The organism is Oceanicella actignis, assembly GCF_900111545.1.
GTDB lineage: Bacteria > Pseudomonadota > Alphaproteobacteria > Rhodobacterales > Rhodobacteraceae > Oceanicella > Oceanicella actignis.
In genome coordinates, this window is record NZ_FOHL01000013.1 from 1 (window position 1) to 14374 (window position 14374).

The following is a 14374-nucleotide window of genomic DNA, read 5'->3' on the forward strand; positions in this document are numbered from 1 at the left end:
AAGCCGCCAAGCTTGACGCAGGAGCGACAACCTCCAGCGACAACCTCGAACCCGATACCAGAGACAACATCATGGAGGACACAACCACCTAACCAATCCGATCGCAGCGGTCAGAACCGGCCAACTTGGTTGTCGGAAACGGCCACGGAGGTTGACGCTCTACAGCAAGAGCCATATCGGCGCGGACCGGCGTATCGCTTCATCTGGAAATGGGCTGTCACCGACGCCGCGGCCCATGACGGGCGCGAGCTGGGCGGCCTTCTGGACGGCGCGAACACGGCGTCGCCGGTCTGGGCGGATACGGCCTATCGCTCGGCCAGGAACGAAAAGCGCATCGCCAGGGCGGGGCTGGTCTCGAAGGTTCGCTTCCGCAAGCTGCCGGGCAAGCCGATGCCGGAGGCGAAGCGGCGCGCCAACGCCGCCCGATCCCGCCCAGGATCGGCGATCGAGCATGTCTTCGCCGACCAAAAGCACCGCATGGGCCTCTTCATCCGCACCATCGGCATCGGCCGGGCCAGAACGAAGGTCGGCATGGCCAACATTGCCCACAATCTCCGCCGCTACGTGTTCTGGGAGACCAAGGCAGCGTCAGCGTAGAGCGAAAACCGGCGCCGGAGCGGTCTGCAAAGCCGCCCAAACCAGGACGCAGCCATCGCATCCGACGCCAGCGTCAGCTTCGGCCGCAATCAGAGCCGGTAGATAGAAGTGTCCATTTGCGGCTGCTGTGACCCCCGAAAACTCGTCCATCCGATGCTAGAGTTCGGCCCAAGCAGAGGACCGGACCATGAAGCGATCGAGATTCACCGAGGAGCAGATCATCGCGATCCTGAGGGAGCAGGAGAGCGGAGTGAAGACGGCGGAGGTGTGCCGTCGGCATGGGATCAGCAGCGCCACCTTTTATGCCTGAAAGGCGAAGTTCGGGGCCATGAAGCCTTCGGAGGCCAAGAGGCTGAAGACGCTGGAGGCCGAGAACGCCAGGCTGAAGCGGCTTTTGGCCGAGGCGATGCTCGACAGCGAGCCATTGTCCGCCATTGGTCCGAGGACAATGGCGAGCGCCTTGAAGGACCTGCTTTCAAAAAAGTGGTGACACCCGCCGCAAGGCGAGAAGCGGTTGCCCATCTCGAGAAGCGTCACGGGATGAGCGAGCGGCGGGCGTGTTCGGTGCTGGGTGCGGATCGATCATCGGTGCGGTATCGGCGCAGGCGACCCGATGACACCGAGCTGCGCGAGGAGTTGCGCAAGGCGGCCGAGAAACATCGGCGTTTCGGTTATCGGCGGCTGCATGTGATCCTGCGCCGCGACGGCCATGTGACAAACCGCAAGCGGACGCAGAGGCTTTACCGCGAGGAAGGCCTGGCGGTCCGGCGAAGGCGCGGCCGCAAGCGCGCTCTCGGCGCCCGCGCGCCGCTGGTGACCGAAGCCGTGGCCAACGCCCGGTGGTCGCTGGACTTCATGCAGGACCAGTTCGCCGATGGACGCCGCTTCCGGATCCTCAATGTGTTCTCTTAACCTTCTTGACTGACGAATGACATGACGGTTTCGATGGGCCGTCTGCCCTGGTTTCGGTAGCCCAGATGCGGGCGCTCGGTATTGTAGTGCACCAGCCAGGCGTCGAGATCGGCCTGCAGCGCTTCCACGGTCTCGTAAAAGGTCTCGCGCATCTTCACCCGGAAGAACTCGTCCAGCACGGTGCGGTTGAAGCGCTCGACGAAGCCGTTGGTCTTGGGGCTGCGCACCTTCGTTCGGCGGTGCTCGATGTCGTTGAGGTCGAGGTAGAGCTCGTAGGGGTGGTTCTCGCTGCCGCAGAACTCCCGGCCATTGTCCGTCAGCACGGCCTTCACCGGCAGATCGAGACTGCGGTAGAACGGCAGCACGTCGTTGTGCAGCACCGCCACCGCCGCCACAGGCTGCCTGGAGACGTGCAGAAAGCCGAAGGCGTAGCTGCCATAGGTGTCGACCACCGCGTGCAGATAGACCTTGCCCACCCCCTTGAGCGTGCCGACGAAGAAGGTGTCGGCGGACAGCAGTTCCCCCGGAGCCCCTGATTCCACGTGCCTTTCGCGGAAGCAGGGGTTCTGCTTCTCGAGGAACGCCACCTGTTCGGCGCTGAGCTCGATGGCCCGCTCGGCGTGCTTGGCCTCCAGCGCCAGCCAGCGGTCATAGCGCGTGCCCAGGCCGCTTTCGTTCAGGATCTTCTGGATGGTGATGGACGAGACCCGGATCCCTTCCAGGGCCAGCATCGCCTCGAAGCGGTTGCAGCCATAGGCGGGGTGATCGAGCGCCAGCGCCTTGATCTTCTCCACCACCTCCGGCGGGGTCGTCTGCGGGTGGCTCTTGTGGATCGGCGGCAGGTCCTTGAGCCCCTCGAAGCCGTGCGTCTGGAACCGCCGCCGCCATTCGTAGAAGCTGGTGCGGTCCATGCCCCGCCGCCTGCACGCCTCGTTCGCCGGGCAATCGATTCACTGGATCGATTGCTTTTCCGGCTCACCATTGCCAAGCTCCTTGGCCAGCTCCAGCACGCTCAGCCGCTGCTCCGCCACCTTCGTCGCCGCATCCCGCGACCCACGCTTCTTCGCTGTCGATGATTGTCCCATGGAGCGGTCCTCCTTTCCCTGTATCGCACGGAAAGAAGCTTAAGTGAACACTCAATGTGCTGGACGACGTCACGAAGGAGTGTCTCGCGTCGATCGTCGACACGTCGATCTCGGGCCGAAGGGTGGCGCGCGAACTCACATGTTTGATCGAGCGGCGGGGGAAGCCCGGGGTGATTGTTTCGGACAACGGCACCGAGTTCACCTCGAACGCGATCCTGGAATGGGCCGAGAAGATGAAGGTGAAATGGCACTACATCGCCCCCGGCAAGCCCATGCAGAATGGGAACTGCGAGGCGTTCAACGGTCGGATGCGGGATGAACTTCTGAACGAGACACTGTTCTTCGGCATCGACCATGCCCGCGAAGCGGTCGCCAACTGGACCCGCATCTACAATACCGAGCGGCCCCATTCGGCCCTCGGATATCAGGCGCCGGCGGTCTTTGCCGCTCAGCTCACCGCAATGGGCGATCAGCTTCGCGCATCTGAACCGCTGCGCAGATCGCCCATTGCTCCGTCGGCGCAACCGCGCCAAATTCAAACGCCAACTCTGGTCTCAGCCGGATGAGATTCGGGGGTCACAGCACGGCGAAAATCACGGGTGACCAGCTGATCGCGCGGTGGACACGCAGTCCCATGCCGGGACGCCTACCCCGAGATCGCGTCGCGGGGCTTCTGGGAGGGGGGGTATACCCAAGTCGATTTATCAACCTGAAACCGATGATACGATTACTTTTCTTCTTCCTCGCCCTTAACCCAAGCCGAGGCTTTGTGCAGCTTCCGCAGATCGGCCATAACGCTATGGTAAAATTCGATTTTTTCCTCCAGCTTGCGCTGCCTCACTTCCACATCTTCACTTGCCCAAAAATACTCCTCTGCAATTTTTGGCGCTAAAAACCTTATCACGGAACCAGAATCGAAGGGCTTGGCAGCCAGCTCGGCAAACTTCCTCCTCATCTCTCTGGAATGCACTCTATTTTTACTGGTAGCCTCGGCGCTGACGGTTTCCTTAAACCACTTGTAAAGCTCAATATCTAAATCCTGATATTTCATTATTTCTTTATCATCAACTTCAAGCTCAGCCATAACATGCGAAGAATCGTTGACCCTTTTTACTGGCTCAGATATTCCCGTGGCCATCTTGACTAAGTCAAAAATGCTATCATCTGCCTCAGAGATGTCGAAAACACAGTCAAAACCTGAAATTATGGCCTTTGCGGCGGAGAGTTGGTTATCGAAATCTGCCGCTATTGACGGAAACGCCCCGCAAAGGAATTTTGACATCACATTGGAGTTCCTCTCTAGGAACTCATGCGTGTCTACTTTTGGCCACCTCCCGCCCCTCAAACCGACGTCGAAACGATATTGGCTTCTGGTTCTGGAAACAGGATCTCGAAGAGATGTGGCAAACCAAATAGGTTTTTGCAGTGCCGGGAGCATAGATTCATGAACCCAATGCCCGACAACTGCCTTGAGACGCCTCGGATGATTGATTTCTGGAAATTCGGGGCGTCCTTCGCGAAAATTTTGAATCAACGAGGTTGATTGATATACTTCATTGAACGCCAGTCGCTCAAGCAAGGCGCTTGACAATGTCATGCCTGCACACTTTGGTATGTGCAAAAAGAAGAGGGTTTTCCTTTGCAATGCGGACGCCTCCATCTCACTTCTCAACCGCTTACTTCGGGTTCTATCCTCGCCGTAACGGTCTTCGATGCTCGCGTTTTTGCGCGTTCGTCCTTAGATCTGCTTTAGTTCTTGCACGCTCTCGCCGCCGCACGCCTCAGCCCAAGGCTCACTGCCCCCTTATACGCAGCACCGTCCCAGCGTGCAATCAGCTCTTTCCGGCACGGTCCCGGATGGCCCGCATCATGCGAAGGAACTCCGGCTGCCAGCGCCAGTTCTCCAGCCGCATCAGTCCGTAGTTGACGGGAACCTTGGCCATCTCGCGCCTGCGGCGCTGCAGGAGAATGTCGATCCCCTCGATCCCGGTGTGCTGCAGGCGGAAGCCGGGCAGCTCGAAACAGTAGGTCCTTTCCAGAAGGGCCAGAAACTCGGCCGCAGTCAACAGGACACCCTGAAAACCCCCTCGCCCTTGGCCCGTTGCTGTGATTCCCCGGCGTTGACGGAGAAGGGAGTGTCGTGATGGCGGATCAGCGCGGGTTCTTCGATCTGGACGAGCGGTATGCGGCGCTGTCGAAGGCCGGCGATCCGCTGGAGCGGCTGGCGACGGTGGTGGATTTCGAGCTGTTCCGGCCCGAGCTCGACGCGGCGCTGAAGCGGTCTGACCGGAAGAAGGCCGGGCGGCCGCCGATGGATCCGGTGTTCGGCCCCCACTCGGACCGATGGCGTTCGGGGCCCCACTGTTCAAGGTGCTCGCCCTTCAGGCGCTCTACAATCTGTCGGACGCGCTGACGGAGTTCCAGATCCTCGACCGGCGCAGCTTCGGAAGGTTCCTCGGGATCGACGACGGCGACAGGGTTCCTGACGAGACCACGATCTGGCGCTTTCGCGAGGCTCTGGTGCAGGCGGGTGCGATCGAGCGGCTGTTCGCGCGGTTTGATGCGCATCTGCGCGCTGCGGGGTATCTGGCGATGAGCGGGCAGATTGTCGATGCCTCGATCGTCGCCGCTCCGCGTCAGCGGATGAGCGCGGAGGAGCGGGCGATCGTGAAGGGCGGCGGCGCGCCGGAAGACTGGAAGAAGAAGCCCGCGAAGCTTGCGCAGAAAGACCGCGACGCGCGCTGGACGCTCAAGCGCGGCAAGCGCAAGCGCCGCCCGGACGGCAGCCTGATGGCCGAGATCGCCACGCCGGTGTTCGGCTGCAAGAACCACATCAACGTCGACCGCCGCTTCGGGCTGATCCGCAAGTGGTCGGTGAGCGATGCGTTCGGGGCCGTCCTCGAACCGGTGGCGGACGGCCCCTCACCTAACGATGGGCGGGAGCTCGGCCGGCTCCTCGACCGGGGGAACATCGCGCTGGGGGTCTGGGCCGACACCGCCTATCGCTCGCAGCGGAACGAGAAGCGCATCGCGGCGGCGGGTCTGCGCTCGATGATCCACTTCCGCAAGCCGCCGGGGAAGGGGCTGAAGCCGCAACATCAGCGCGCGAACGCGGCACGCTCGAAGGTGCGTGGGGCGGTCAAGCATGTCTTCGCCGAGCAGAAGCGCCGCATGGCGCTCTTCGTGCGCACGATCGGGATCGCGCGGGCGCGCGCGAAGATCGGGCTGGCGAATCTCGCCTGCAACATGAAGCGGCTTGCGTATCTTGAGCGGCGGGAGGCGGAGGCGTGACGGAGAGCGACGCCCGACGCTGCGCAAGCGGCGCAATACGGGATCAGAGGCGGCCCGGACACGTCCGTTCCGCGTTCCGGGCGGGCAAAACCGCGGTTCGCGCCAGTCACAGGCCTGTCGAGGCTCAGTTATTCAGGGTGTCCATTTGGGGGTTTGAATCACATCATTCGCCGGACGGGAATCCCATTTATGGGTCCTGAGCCTAGACCGGCGGCACGACAAGGCCGATCCGCCCGAGTTCCGCGAGGTCGAGCACCACCGGCTCGATCTTCTTCAGAGCCTGTTCAGGATGCCCGGCAAGTCGCATGAAGACGAGGTCGTCAGAGAGGCCATCCGCTCGGCGCGCGAAACGGGCGATCCTTTCGCCCGGAACTGGGCGCTTCATCTGAGCCTCAATGCCAGATCCGGAGAGCCGGCGGCGGCGCTGGCCGAGATTCGCTCGCAACTTGGCGAGATCCAGGCCGGATTCGGCTTTCTCAAGCGCACCGCGGCGCGCATCGCCGCGGCGAACGGCGCCTGGCCGCTGGTGCACCAGATCGCCTCGGCCGAGCTCAAGCGCAGATGCGAAAGCCGAAGCTGGGCCGGCCTCTGAGCGGCCGCGCCCGGGGCGCGGCGCGGTCCCCTCGCTTTGGCCCCCGCGTCACTGCGGCGTCAGGAGCCGCAGGCTCTTGCCGCCGCGCACAAGGATCACGGCCTTTTCCTCGATCTGCGCCACGCGCCAGCCATGGACCAGCGCGCCGGGGGCGATCATCAGCCTTTCGCCTTCCGGCAGCCGCAACAGGGCGCGCCGGGCGCCATGAGCGCCGAACACGCCCAGAAGCGACACTCGCCCCATGTCCAGCCGCGCGCCCTGGGCGAAGCCATGGGGCGTGAGCGCGCCGCCCGCGGCCGCGCCGGGCCTTGGCGTCGGGCGCGGCGCGTTGGCCGGAGAGGCCGCGTCGGGCCCTGCGGCGCCCGGGGCCGGGGCGCGCCCGGCCTCGGCGACAGGACCGGCGGGCGAGTGGGCCGCGGGGCGCGGCGCCGCGTCCGGGGGGGCGTGGGGCGCGGGGCCCGCGCGCGGGGCGGCAAGGGGGCGCGGCGCGCGCTCGGGCGCGGCGCCCTCGGCGGCCGCAAGCGGCCCGGCGCCCAGAGCCAGCGCGGCCGCCGTCAGCCCGGTGGCCAGGGCCCGCCCCGCGCCGGGCGGGCCGGCGCGCAAGCGAAAGGCGCCGGGCCCGCGCGGGCCGGCGCCTTGATGGGGACCGCCGCCCCCCCGCCTTGGGCGGCGCAAGCGCGGCCGGGGGGCGGGGCGGTCGGTCATGCGGCTCAGCTCGTCGCCTTGGTCAGCGCCTGGTCGAGGTCGCGGATCAGATCCTCGGGATCCTCGAGCCCGATCGACAGGCGCACCACGTTGGGCGCGGCGCCGGCGGCCTCCTGCTGCTCGGGGGTCAGCTGGCGATGGGTGGTCGAGGCCGAATGGATCACCAGCGAGCGCGTGTCGCCCAGATTGGCCACATGGCTGAAGATCTGCAGCGCATCGACCAGCTTGACGCAGGCGTCGTAGCCGCCCTTGAGCGCGAAGGCGAAGAGCGCGCCCGCGCCCTTGGGGCACAGCTTGCGCGCGCGCCGGTAGTGGGGCGAGGATTTGAGCCCGGCATAGGTCACCGACTCGACGCGCGGGTCCTGCTCAAGCCACTCGGCCACGCGCCGCGCATTGGCCACGTGCCGTTCCATGCGCAGCGACAGCGTCTCGATGCCCAGCAGCGTCAGGAAGGCGTTCATCGGCGCCATGGTCATGCCCAGATCGCGCAGCCCCACCGCGTGCCCGTGCAGCGTGTAGGCCAGCGGGCCGAAGGTCTCGTGGAACTTCAGGCCGTGATAGGCGGGCTCGGGCGCGCTGAGCGAGGGGAACTTGTCCGAGGCCGACCAGTCGAACTTGCCCGAATCGATCACCGCGCCGCCCATGGCCGTGCCGTTGCCCGACAGATACTTGGTGGTCGAGTGCACGACGATGTGCGCGCCATGCTCGAAGGGGCGGCACAGATAGGGGGTGGCCACGGTGTTGTCGACGATCAGCGGCACGCCCTTGCGCTCGGCCACGGCGGCGATCCTGGGCAGGTCGGTCACGTAGCCGCCCGGATTGGCGATGGATTCGCAGAAGATGGCCTTGGTGCGCTTGTTGACCGCGCGCGCCACCTGGCCGGGCTTGTCGAAATCGACGAACTTCGCCTCCCAGCCGAAGCGCTTGATGGTGTGCGAGAACTGGGTGATCGTCCCGCCGTAGAGCCGGGTCGAGACGACCACGTTGTCGCCCGGCCCCATCAGCGGGAAAAGCGCCAGGATCTGCGCCGCATGCCCGGACGAGGCGCAGGTGGCGCCGACGCCGCCCTCGAGCGCGGCCAGCCGCTCTTGCAGCACGCTGACGGTGGGGTTGGTCAGGCGCGAGTAGATGAACCCCACTTCCTGAAGGTTGAACAGCGCCGCGGCGTGGTCCGCGTCGCGAAAGACGTAGGCGGTGTTCTGATAGATGGGCGTCTGGCGCGCGCCGGTGGCCGGGTCGGGCCGCGCGCCGGCGTGGATCTGGAGGGTGTCGAAACCATAGGCGGGGGCGTCGTCGGACATGATCGGCTCCTTGGGATGCGGAATGTTTGGTGCGAACCTACTGTGCTTTTCGGCGAATGACAGCCGATTTCCGCATTACAGCTTCGACGAGATGATGCCGGTGTTGAATCCGCCCCAGCGCAGCTCGCCGAACAGGCGCTGGTATTCGATCTTGGGGCAGCGGTTCATCACCGTGCGCACGCCCCTGGCCCGGGCGCGCGCCGCGGCGGCGGGGTCCTCGACCCCGATCTGCATCCAGATCGTGCGCAGACCGCGCTCCAGCAGCGTCTCCAGCGCCTCGTCCACGATCGCGCCGGCCTCGGACGAGCGGCGGAAGATGTCCACCATCTGCACCTCGCCCGCCTCGGGCGGAATCGCGCCCAGCGAGGGCAGGATCGTCTCGCCCAGCATGGTCTTGCCCGCATGGGCCGGGTTGACCGGCAGCACGCGGTAGCCCTTGAGCTTGAGATAGCGGGCGACGAAGAACGAGGGCCGCAGCTCGTTGGGCGAGGCGCCGACCATGGCGATGGTGCGCGCGCCGCGCAGGATCTCACGCAGGGCGGCGTCGTCGATGGGGGCGTCGAGGGCTTCGGGGGCGGGGGTCCGGGGCGTCGTCATGCGGCGCAGTCTAAGGCGCGGCGCGGGGGGCGATCAAGCGCGGCCTTGATCCGATTCGCGAAGGTTCGGACCGTTGGCCCGGCCCCGCGCGCCGGCGGCCGGGCGGCGCCAAGTCCTTGCTGCGTCAAAAAAAGCGCCCGCATGAAGCGGGCGCGAAGTCGGAACGAGGGACAGTGGTGATGAAGCGAAAGGCGTATCGCTTTCCGCCTCTCCACCAATATGGAGTCTCGCGCGAGGAAATTAAAGAAGTCTCACGGAATCATCACGAATTGTTGCGCTCGCTCACATCCGCCGCGCGCGCCGCATACAGCGCCACCGCGGCGGCGTTCGAGACGTTGAGCGAGCCGAACTCTCCGGCGGCGGGAATGCGCGCCAGCGCGTCGCACAGCTCGCGCGTGCGCGCGCGCAGGCCCGGCCCCTCGGCGCCCAGCGCCAGCGCCAGCGGCGCGCCCTCGCGCAGCGGCCCGGCCAGCGCCTGCGCCAGCGTCCGGTCGGCGGCCCCGTCCAGCCCCACGATGCGATAGCCCATGGCCCGCAGCCGCTCCATCGCGTCGGCCAGATTGCGCACCCGCAGATAGGGCTGGCGTTCGAGCGCGCCCGAGGCGCTCTTGGCCAAGGCGCCGGTCTCGGGCGCCGAATGGCGCGCGGGCGCGATCACCGCGCAGGCGCCGAACACCTCGGCCGAGCGCAGGATGGCGCCGACATTGTGCGGATCGCTCACGCGGTCGAGCAGAACGGCCACGGGCGCGGGGCGGCCGGGCGCGGGCGCGCAGCGCGTCTCGAGATCGCCCCAGTCCAGCGGCTCGACCTCGAGCGCGGCGCCCTGATGCACCGATTGCGGGTCGAGCGGCGCGGGAAAGCGGCGCGGGTCGGCGATTTCGGGCTCGAGGCCGGCGGCGGCCAGCGCCTCGGGGCCCAGGCGGTCGGCGGCGTTGCGCGTGACGATCAGCCGCCGCTTGACCCGCGCCGGATTGAGCAGCGCGTCGCGCACCGCGTGCAGGCCGAACAGCCAGACGGTCTCGGGGCCGGCCTTGCGCGCGCGGTCCTTCTCGATGGCCCAGCGCGGCTTGCGGGGCGGGCGGCCCGTGGGGGCCGAGGAGGGCGCGGGGCGGCGTTGGTCGCTCACGGGGGCAGGCTCCTTGCGGGGGCGCGCGGATCCGCGCCGTCGGATCACTCAAGACCACGGCCGCGCGCCGCAGGCAAGGGGGCGTCCGGCGAACGGGGCGCGGCGGGATGCGCGCGGGGCGAAAACGGGCGCCGGGCAAGGCGCGGGGCCGCGATCGTCGGGGCGGGTCGCAAGGGGCGGGCGCGCGAGCGCGCCGGAAAATTCCCGGTTGACGCCCGCCCTTGCGCGCACTAAACCCCGCGCCAGTCACCACGTCGCGCAGCGCCAACGGCGCGCGGCGCCGGCAGGAGGGGTGGCAGAGCGGTCAAATGCAACGGACTGTAAATCCGTCGGGGAAACCCTACGCTGGTTCGAATCCAGCCCCCTCCACCATCTGACGATCAAGCGACGAACGCGCCGCCCTCTGGGCGGCGTCGGCGTATTCGGGCTGGCGCTTCGGGCGGGGGCCTGGCCGGGCCTGTCGCGAATCGCGTCGCGCGGATCTCGCGGCCGAGGGCGGAGGCTGGGGGCGATTCTCCGGCGTCATCGCCTTGCCGACCGCCGACCGGGCCGGGCTGCGTTCGTCCTGCCGTTTGACGGATCGTTAAGATCGCTGGTCGAAACTCCCCGCACCAAGAGGAGGGGCCGCGCGGCAGACGACGCGGGCGAAGATGCGCGCGGCTCTTGCTCGGGCCCGGGCGCCCGCGCATAAGTGATTTCGTAAAACGGCTAGTCCGTGCGGCGGAGGGGGCGATGGACGGCTTGAGGAGCATGGCCCAGCTGGTCGCCCTGGCCGAGGAGGGCAATTTCCGCCGCGCGGCCGAGCGGCTGGGGGTGACGCATTCCGCCCTGAGCCAGGCCATCGCGCGCATCGAGGGCGCCTACGGCGTGACCTTGTTCGAGCGCTCGCGCCGCGGGGTGCGCCCGACCGCCTATGGCCGCCGGCTGGTCGAGGGCGCGCGCGCGGCGCTGACGGCAGTGCGCGAAGCCGAGCGCGACGTCGAGATGATGCGCGACATGCGCTCGGGCCGCCTGGCGGTGGGCGCCGACCCGGCGGTGGCCGAGCCGATCCTGGGCGCGGCGGCGGCGCAGTTGATGCGCGATTATCCGGGCCTTGCCGTGTCGGTGCGTGCATGCTGCTGGCGGCGCATGGCCGACGCGCTGCGCGCGGGCGAGATCGACGTGCATTTCGGGCTGGCGCCGGACCGTCCGCCCTCCGAGGTGCGGCTCAGCGCGTTTGCCTTGACGCCGCCCGTGGCGGTGGCGCGGGCGGGCCATCCGCTGACGCGCGCGCCGGTGGCGGCGGCGGAGCTTTTCGCGGGGCCGGTGCTTTGCTTCGACGCGCCCGGCTGGGTGTTCGCGCGGCTCGGCGCGGCGCATCCGGCGGCGCTGCCCGATCCGTCGCGCGCGCGCGAAGTCGTGACGACGGTGCAGGACATGGCGCTGCTGCGCCGCATGGCGCTTGCGGGCGAGGCGGCGTGCATCATGCCCGGCGCCGCGGCGGCCGAGGATCTGGCCGCGGGGCGGCTGGCGCGCATCTCGCTGGCCGAGGGGCCGCTTTTTCCCGGCCCGCTCGACGCCGTGGCCGCGATGCTCGAGACGCGGCCGCCGCCGCCGGCGGCGCTGGCGCTGGTGCGGCGGGTGCGGCGCGCGCTGGGCGGCGCGGCCCGCGCGCGGCGCGCGGGCTGAGGCCCGGCGCGCAGGCGCGCCAGCCTGCGCGGCGTGGCGCGTCGTGTGGGGGCGAGCGGCGTTGCCAACCCTTGAGCCGAAGGGCGACGCGCCCCCGGGGCGCGAAGGCGTTGCGGCGCCTTGCCCCTTGCGCAGAGGGGCGGCGCCTGAGCCGACCGGCGCGCAAGCAAGGGCAAGCCCTGGTGCATCGGGCCGTGGCGCGCCGCCCCCGACGCATCGTGCGCCGTTCCCGGCCGGGCCTCTTCGCGTCGCGCAAGGGCCGGCAAGGCGTGGCCTGGTCGGGGCGTTGCGCCGGCCCGATGCCTGATGCGCCGAAGGACGGCGGGCGGGGCGGAGGCTGCGGGCGCCTTCCGAGGGCGCGGCGGCAAGGGATGGCGGCGGGGGCGGGCTTGCATTATGGAATGGACGGTCCATATAGAGGCCCATGAGCACGCCCGACGACATCGCCCCCGACGCGCGGCGCGCCCGGCCTTCGGCCGCGGCGGCGGCGCCTTGCGGTCCCGGCCGCCCGCGCGCCTTCGACGAGGACGCCGCCCTGGCCGCGGCGCTGGAGGTTTTCTGGACCCGGGGCTTCGAGGCCGCCTCGCTCGAGGAGCTGACCCGCGCCATGGGCCTGAGCCGCTCGAGCTTCTACGCCTGGCTTGGCTCGAAGCGGGGCGCGTTGGTGGCGGCGATCGAATCCTATGCGCGCGGGCGGCGTGCGGCGCTCGAGCAGATCTTGCGCGATGCGCCCGATGCGCGCGCGGCGGCGATCGCGCTGGCCGAGGCGCTGGCGCCGCGCGCGGCGCAGGCCAAGGGCTGCTTCATGGTCAACTGCCTGACCGAGCTTGCCCCCGCCGACCCCGAGGTGGCGGCCATCGGCCGCGCGCACATGCGCGCGCTCGAGGATCTGGCCGAACGCACCCTGGCCGCGGTCGAACCGGCGCGGGCGCGCGAGCGGGCCAGCGCGCTGGTGGCCCTGTCGCTGGGCGCGGCGACGCTGGGCAAGGCGGGGGCGCCGGCGCGCACGCTGCGCGCCATCGCCCAGGAGGCGCGCCGCCTGGCGGCGCCGCCCGCCGCCGCCGACCGGCCGGGCGCCGAAGCGGAGGGACCGCCATCGCCTTCCTCGGGCTGAATGGCGGGGGCGCCGTTTTCGCGGGGCTCGTTCTGGACTGATCGGTCCTGAACGAGCGGCCCCCGGAAGCGACGCGCAGAACCGCCCCCGCGCCAGCCCGCACGTCGAACCCCGAAACCCATCCTTCCCACAACCGCAAGGAAGCAGACATGAGCGAACATCCCCTTTTCCAGCCCGTTCGCGTGGGCGAAGTCGATCTGGCCAACCGCGTCGTGATGGCGCCGCTGACGCGCAACCGCGCCGATCCGGCCACCGACGCCGTGACCGACCTGACGGCCGAATATTACGCCCAGCGCGCCTCGGCGGGGCTCATCATCACCGAGGCCTCGCAGATCAGCCCCGAGGGCAAGGGCTATGCCTGGACGCCGGGCATTCACTCGCCCACGCAGGTCGCCGCCTGGCGCAAGGTGGTCGATGCGGTGCATGCGCGCGGCGGCAAGATCTTCGTGCAGCTGTGGCATGTGGGGCGGATCTCGCATGTGTCGCTGCAGCCGGGCGGGCAGGCGCCGGTCAGCTCGACCGACCGGCCGGCCAAGGCCAAGACCTTCGACGGCAAGGACTTCGTCGACACCTCGGCGCCGCGCCGGCTCGAGGCCTCGGAGATCCCGCGCATCCTCGCCGACTACCGCGCCGCGGCGCGCAACGCCATGGAGGCCGGGTTCGACGGCGTCGAGCTGCACGCGGCCAACGGCTATCTGATCGACCAGTTCCTGAAGGACGGCGTGAACGACCGCGACGACGCCTATGGCGGCTCGCTCGAGAACCGCTCGCGCCTTCTGGTCGAGGCGGTGGAGGCGATCCTGGCCGAGGTCCCGGCCGGCCGCGTGGGCGTGCGCGTCAGCCCCTTCTCGACGGTCAACGACGCCGCCGACAGCAACCCCAAGGCGCTGGCCGAGCATGTGGTCGCGCGGCTCGATCCGTTCGGGCTGGCCTATCTGCACCTGGTCGAGGGCCAGACCGGCGGCCCGCGCGACCTGCCCGAGGGGGTGGATCTGACGGCGCTGCGCAAGGCCTTCCGCGGCGCATGGATGGTCAACAACGGCTATGACCGCGAGATGGCGATGAAGGCGGTCGAATCGGGCTATGCCGATCTGGTCGCGTTCGGGCGGCCCTTCATCTCGAACCCCGATCTGGTCGAGCGCCTGCGCCGCGGCGCGCCGCTCAACCCGCTCGATACGAGCACGCTCTATGGCGGCGGGGCGAAGGGCTACACCGATTATCCGACGCTGGATCAGCTGGCCGAGGCCTGACGCCTTGACGGGCGGCGCCGCAAGGGGCCGCCCGTTTCGCTTGCGCGGTCCGGGCGACGGCGCCGGCGACAGGAATCGAACCTGCAACCTTCGCTTTACAAGAGCGCTGCTCTGCCAGTTGAGCTACGCCGGCGTG

11 protein-coding genes, 2 tRNA genes and 4 pseudogenes are annotated in these 14374 nt (G+C 68.5%); 9 read left to right on the forward strand and 8 right to left on the reverse strand.

Going from position 1 to position 14374, the window contains the following annotated elements:
- The coding region (locus tag BMW67_RS14590; RefSeq protein ID WP_483869856.1) for a transposase at positions 1 to 597 on the forward strand (597 nt) is incomplete at its 5' end.
- 187 nt (positions 598 to 784) lie between these two features.
- Positions 785 to 1500, forward strand: a pseudogene (locus tag BMW67_RS16090) (transposase); the annotation flags it as partial.
- A 5-nt stretch (positions 1501 to 1505) separates the two neighbouring features.
- Here the strand turns inward: BMW67_RS16090 and BMW67_RS14600 are convergent.
- A pseudogene (locus BMW67_RS14600) lies at positions 1506 to 2594 on the reverse strand (IS481 family transposase).
- A gap of 50 nt (positions 2595 to 2644) precedes the next feature.
- Between BMW67_RS14600 and BMW67_RS14605 the strand changes: the two are divergent.
- A pseudogene (locus BMW67_RS14605) lies at positions 2645 to 3160 on the forward strand (integrase core domain-containing protein); the annotation flags it as partial.
- Between the two features lie 161 nt (positions 3161 to 3321).
- Here BMW67_RS14605 and BMW67_RS15580 read toward each other — a convergent pair.
- Positions 3322 to 4191: a hypothetical protein gene (locus tag BMW67_RS15580; RefSeq protein ID WP_125459071.1), complete on the reverse strand. Its 870-nt coding sequence runs from the start codon at positions 4189 to 4191 to the stop codon at positions 3322 to 3324.
- A 235-nt stretch (positions 4192 to 4426) separates the two neighbouring features.
- On the reverse strand, positions 4427 to 4660 hold the full coding sequence (locus BMW67_RS14610; protein ID WP_072748471.1) for a hypothetical protein: 234 nt from the start codon (positions 4658 to 4660) through the stop codon (positions 4427 to 4429).
- A gap of 77 nt (positions 4661 to 4737) precedes the next feature.
- Between BMW67_RS14610 and BMW67_RS14615 the strand changes: the two are divergent.
- Positions 4738 to 5885: pseudogene (locus BMW67_RS14615) on the forward strand (IS5 family transposase).
- A 289-nt stretch (positions 5886 to 6174) separates the two neighbouring features.
- A complete protein-coding gene (locus BMW67_RS14620) occupies positions 6175 to 6477 on the forward strand; it encodes a hypothetical protein (protein WP_072748470.1) in 303 nt (100 codons plus the stop codon).
- A 48-nt stretch (positions 6478 to 6525) separates the two neighbouring features.
- Here BMW67_RS14620 and BMW67_RS14625 read toward each other — a convergent pair whose 3' ends face one another.
- The 4 genes from BMW67_RS14625 to BMW67_RS14640 all read right to left on the reverse strand — a co-directional run bounded on the left by BMW67_RS14625 (position 6526) and on the right by BMW67_RS14640 (position 10206).
- Positions 6526 to 7080 (reverse strand): hypothetical protein, encoded by a 555-nt coding sequence (locus BMW67_RS14625; RefSeq protein ID WP_072748469.1) that lies wholly within the window; start codon positions 7078 to 7080, stop codon positions 6526 to 6528.
- A 107-nt stretch (positions 7081 to 7187) separates the two neighbouring features.
- Positions 7188 to 8483 (reverse strand): O-acetylhomoserine aminocarboxypropyltransferase/cysteine synthase family protein, encoded by a 1296-nt coding sequence (locus BMW67_RS14630; RefSeq protein ID WP_072748468.1) that lies wholly within the window; start codon positions 8481 to 8483, stop codon positions 7188 to 7190.
- 75 nt (positions 8484 to 8558) lie between these two features.
- The gene (locus BMW67_RS14635; RefSeq protein ID WP_072748467.1) at positions 8559 to 9080 is read right to left on the reverse strand and encodes a CoA-binding protein; all 522 of its coding nucleotides are present in this window, start codon (positions 9078 to 9080) and stop codon (positions 8559 to 8561) included.
- Between the two features lie 262 nt (positions 9081 to 9342).
- Positions 9343 to 10206: a TrmH family RNA methyltransferase gene (locus tag BMW67_RS14640; RefSeq protein WP_072748466.1), complete on the reverse strand. Its 864-nt coding sequence runs from the start codon at positions 10204 to 10206 to the stop codon at positions 9343 to 9345.
- Between the two features lie 286 nt (positions 10207 to 10492).
- Between BMW67_RS14640 and BMW67_RS14645 the strand changes: the two genes are divergently transcribed.
- The 4 genes from BMW67_RS14645 (at position 10493) to BMW67_RS14660 (ending at position 14238) form a co-directional block, all read left to right on the forward strand.
- A tRNA-Tyr gene (locus tag BMW67_RS14645) sits at positions 10493 to 10578 on the forward strand.
- A 360-nt stretch (positions 10579 to 10938) separates the two neighbouring features.
- Positions 10939 to 11874 carry a LysR family transcriptional regulator gene (locus BMW67_RS14650; protein WP_083581632.1) on the forward strand — a complete coding sequence of 312 codons (936 nt, stop codon included), beginning with the start codon at positions 10939 to 10941 and terminating at the stop codon, positions 11872 to 11874.
- A 424-nt stretch (positions 11875 to 12298) separates the two neighbouring features.
- The gene (locus BMW67_RS14655) at positions 12299 to 12988 is read left to right on the forward strand and encodes a TetR/AcrR family transcriptional regulator (protein ID WP_072748464.1); all 690 of its coding nucleotides are present in this window, start codon (positions 12299 to 12301) and stop codon (positions 12986 to 12988) included.
- A gap of 149 nt (positions 12989 to 13137) precedes the next feature.
- The gene (locus tag BMW67_RS14660) at positions 13138 to 14238 is read left to right on the forward strand and encodes an alkene reductase (RefSeq protein WP_072748463.1); all 1101 of its coding nucleotides are present in this window, start codon (positions 13138 to 13140) and stop codon (positions 14236 to 14238) included.
- Between the two features lie 60 nt (positions 14239 to 14298).
- On the opposite strand, the gene BMW67_RS14665 is transcribed toward BMW67_RS14660, so the two are convergent.
- Positions 14299 to 14371 (reverse strand) — tRNA-Thr (locus BMW67_RS14665).
- Between the last annotated feature and the right edge of the window lie 3 nt (positions 14372 to 14374).

Coding starts and splice junctions, on each gene's coding strand:
- BMW67_RS14655 (WP_072748464.1), top strand. CDS start 12,299: ATGAGCACGCCCGACGACATCGCCCCCGACGCGCGGCGCGCCCGGCCT.
- BMW67_RS14660 (WP_072748463.1), top strand. CDS start 13,138: ATGAGCGAACATCCCCTTTTCCAGCCCGTTCGCGTGGGCGAAGTCGAT.
- BMW67_RS14650 (WP_083581632.1), top strand. CDS start 10,939: ATGGACGGCTTGAGGAGCATGGCCCAGCTGGTCGCCCTGGCCGAGGAG.
- BMW67_RS14620 (WP_072748470.1), top strand. CDS start 6,175: ATGCCCGGCAAGTCGCATGAAGACGAGGTCGTCAGAGAGGCCATCCGC.
- BMW67_RS14635 (WP_072748467.1), bottom strand. CDS start 9,080: ATGACGACGCCCCGGACCCCCGCCCCCGAAGCCCTCGACGCCCCCATC.
- BMW67_RS15580 (WP_125459071.1), bottom strand. CDS start 4,191: ATGACATTGTCAAGCGCCTTGCTTGAGCGACTGGCGTTCAATGAAGTA.
- BMW67_RS14630 (WP_072748468.1), bottom strand. CDS start 8,483: ATGTCCGACGACGCCCCCGCCTATGGTTTCGACACCCTCCAGATCCAC.